Annotated in this window: 5 protein-coding genes; 1 reads left to right on the top strand and 4 read right to left on the bottom strand. The window is 55.8% G+C overall.

Annotated elements, in window-relative coordinates; genetic code table 11:
- The first annotated feature begins 376 nt into the window (after positions 1-376).
- On the top strand, positions 377-832 hold the full coding sequence (locus tag ACQUQO_RS18060; protein WP_435080019.1) for a pyridoxamine 5'-phosphate oxidase family protein: 456 nt from the start codon (positions 377-379) through the stop codon (positions 830-832).
- A gap of 54 nt (positions 833-886) precedes the next feature.
- On the opposite strand, the gene ACQUQO_RS18055 is transcribed toward ACQUQO_RS18060, so the two are convergent.
- The 4 genes from ACQUQO_RS18055 to ACQUQO_RS18040 form a co-directional block, all read right to left on the bottom strand.
- Positions 887-1,747, bottom strand: a complete 861-nt coding sequence (locus tag ACQUQO_RS18055; protein ID WP_435080017.1) for a hypothetical protein — start codon at positions 1,745-1,747, stop codon at positions 887-889.
- A gap of 75 nt (positions 1,748-1,822) precedes the next feature.
- On the bottom strand, positions 1,823-2,122 hold the full coding sequence (locus ACQUQO_RS18050; RefSeq protein WP_435080016.1) for a hypothetical protein: 300 nt from the start codon (positions 2,120-2,122) through the stop codon (positions 1,823-1,825).
- A gap of 175 nt (positions 2,123-2,297) precedes the next feature.
- Positions 2,298-2,585, bottom strand: coding sequence for a hypothetical protein (locus ACQUQO_RS18045; protein ID WP_435080014.1), 288 nt, complete (start codon positions 2,583-2,585; stop codon positions 2,298-2,300).
- A complete protein-coding gene (locus ACQUQO_RS18040; RefSeq protein WP_435080012.1) occupies positions 2,558-2,917 on the bottom strand; it encodes a DUF7718 family protein in 360 nt (119 codons plus the stop codon). Before ACQUQO_RS18040 ends, ACQUQO_RS18045 begins: the two co-directional genes overlap by 28 nt.
- Between the last annotated feature and the right edge of the window lie 42 nt (positions 2,918-2,959).

Below are 2,959 nucleotides of genomic sequence, written 5' to 3'. Positions count from 1 at the left end.
GGACAACGCAAGTCTCTCGCTTCAATGCCTTTGATCTAGCGACCGATCCCGACGCCGTCTAGTGATTCAACAGAGCCGAAAGGCCGGTCAAATACAGATACAGCTGGTTCAGTGATTACTGGCGCGAGCAAAGTGAGCTGACCCAGACCAACTGCTAATGCGATGATGATCGCTCCGAGACCCTGTTGGCGGGTGCGGTCCATGTGGTCTGTTGCTACCACACGTTCAAAAAGTTACGTGTCGAACCCCTTAGGCGGGTCGTGGACTGGAAGACCGGCAGGATAAGCATGAGCCAACCGTCTCATACTTCTCCCGCGTCGCAGCAGGCTGGTGCCAGCGAAACACCGATTATCCCACTACTGTTTGGATAACGGATATGGAAATTGTCGAAGACACGCTGGATACCGAGTTAGAACAGTTCCTCGCTCGACCGCTCTTTTGTCATCTCGGAACTGCATCCGAGGAGGGGCCTCGGGTATCGCCCTTGTGGTTTCTCTGGGAAGAGGGCGCAATCTGGATTATCGCCACGCTCTCGAATAAGACGTTCCCAGACCGAATCGAGGAGGACCCCCGTACTGCGGTCTCGATAGTCGATTTCGACCCAGAGACCGGGCGCGTCGAGCACGTCGGGTTACGTGGACACGCTACTGTCGAACCGTTCGAGGGAGATCGGGGTGAGCGTCTTCTCTCTCAGTATCTTGGAGATGATGACTCAGAGTGGGATGAGCAATTTCAGGATTTAGGCGATGTCGCCGAAAAGTATGCGTTCATCCGCTTTGTCCCGGAGACTGTTGTCGAGCGCGATCAGTCATATTCAGGGAGTCTCTCCTAATCGGATCGTCAGGTCGCGTACAGGGCGCGTCCAATGCTTTGCTGCCGAGTGTCGTTACTCGCGGCTTGTGAGCAGTTCATCGAGCGACGCAACAAGAGTGTCTAACTCGTCCTCATCGATATCTTCGCGATCAGACCGGTAGGCTGGACACCACCACGCGGCTGTCTGAATGATGAGCGCATCTGTAGTGAGAGTATAGCCCTTGAACGCGGACCACGGCCGAAGACGTCTAAGAGGCGACCGTTCAACGACAAGACCGGCAGCCGTCACACGGAATGTCCGTGGATTTACTGCCCCTGCAAGAGGTGTCCATATGAACAGGAGATAATAGAGCGAGCCAGCCCAGTCAATTCCGAACGCAAATTGAACGAGAATACCGACACCGCCAACCGTCATAGCGACGACCATCCCTGCGACTGAGAGATACCGCCAGCGCCGGGGCCAACGAGCCTCCCACTGGGCGAATTCCTCGCTGTCCGCCAGAACAGCCGTAGCGTACCGGCTGCGACTCAAAGCGACCAGGACCAGACCAAGAAAGCATCCCCCACCCGTGCCGACCACCGCGAGAGGAGCCGCTATATCTGGCACTTCCCAACCGATAGCACTGGAACCGAACACGCCAACGGACCACACCAGTGGAAGAGCAGCAAGGAGCCAGACAGTGCTGCTGCCACCGAGGCTAACGGCGAGCCCACGAATCCGCGACACGCTCCAACCCGCTACGATGGCAATGCTCGCCACTACACCAAGAAAGCTCAAATAGAGAACGGCGGCACCGGACAGAACGCTTGAGAGAACGAGAACAATTGCTGGGGTAAGGAGAGCGGCAGCATAGAGGCCAGCGGCAATCGCGTACGAGGGATCAGGATAGTCTGCGGCCGACTGGCCGACCGCAGCCCCTGTCTGAGTCGCCATATCACAAGCGTACATTCGTAGCGAGAAAAGAATATTCCCCGTGTCGGCTATATCGGACTCGCTGATAGCTCATGCTTATCCTGCCAGTCCGGTGAGTTGGATACCGAACCCGGTGAGGGTCAGCAATGCCCCGAATATGATGAGAGCAAGCCAGTACCCGTTGATTTTGTGCTCATCTGGGTCGCCAGTCAGGGCTTCATACGCCGCTCCAACGACCGTCAGAAACCCAGAAAACACCACTATCCAAAGCAGAATACCCGACTCTCCCACCCAGAGGTCGAGCGCAGCATCGAGTCCAAGCGATAGACCCAAAATCATGAACGCTCCAGTTCGTACATACAGACGCCGGACAGGAAGCGAACTGAGGTGCGCCATGCCAAAACTCACTCCTCAGAATACAAAGAAACTAACGTTCATCATCCCTGTCAACAGTCACTTGGTTCTAACGGGGTCGCCTCCATGCTAAGAGGACACTATCGGTTGCAACAGGATTCGCTATACCTAATGCGGAATAACCTGGTTTGTGGTGCGAAGCTTCGTCAGTGCGGAGTTACGCGCTTTCGTCGTAGAACTCTTCAGCAGGCACTAGGCCGTCGTCGCTGTCAGGCATCGGGTACTCCTCAATGGCGGCATTCAGCTCTTCAACCGTCATATCCAGGTCATCAGCACGCTGCTGTTTGAACCGCTGTTCAACCTTCTCAGCATCCCCCTGAACGACGGTCGTCACACCGTCTTCGTGAATCACGAGACGGGCCTCGCCTTCGGGGAGGTCGTCGCGATCAAACGAGATGTCGAGGTCGCGGTCGTCGATTATCGATCCGTTGTGAGATTGTGCCATTGTTCGTACCTCCTAAGGAGTCGGGACGCTTCGGTTTTGATGTACGATTCACAGTAGTCGGGCGCGTTTGATAACTCTACGGGTGGGAAATCCTCCCGGACGAGGTGTTGCTCTCCATCACGGTAGATGTCCATGTGGAGGCCTTCTTCGGTAAGATCATGGCCATAGGTGCCCTCTGGGTTGTGGTCGAAGTGAACGACCGGCCCCCACTCACCGTCGACGCGATATTCGAGCTGGACAAGGAACCGGGTAGGTGTTCCACGCGTGGTTTCGAGAACGAACCGAAGTTGGGCGTAGTGCTGTGTTGAATAGGGGGACGGCGCGGTGATCACAGCTTCTCACAAACTTGTTCGATGTTCGAGATAGCGAACATC

Origin of the sequence: Halococcus sp. AFM35, from assembly GCF_051195015.1 — an archaeon.
GTDB lineage: Archaea > Halobacteriota > Halobacteria > Halobacteriales > Halococcaceae > Halococcus.
This window is presented reverse-complemented; position numbering and strand designations above follow the sequence as displayed.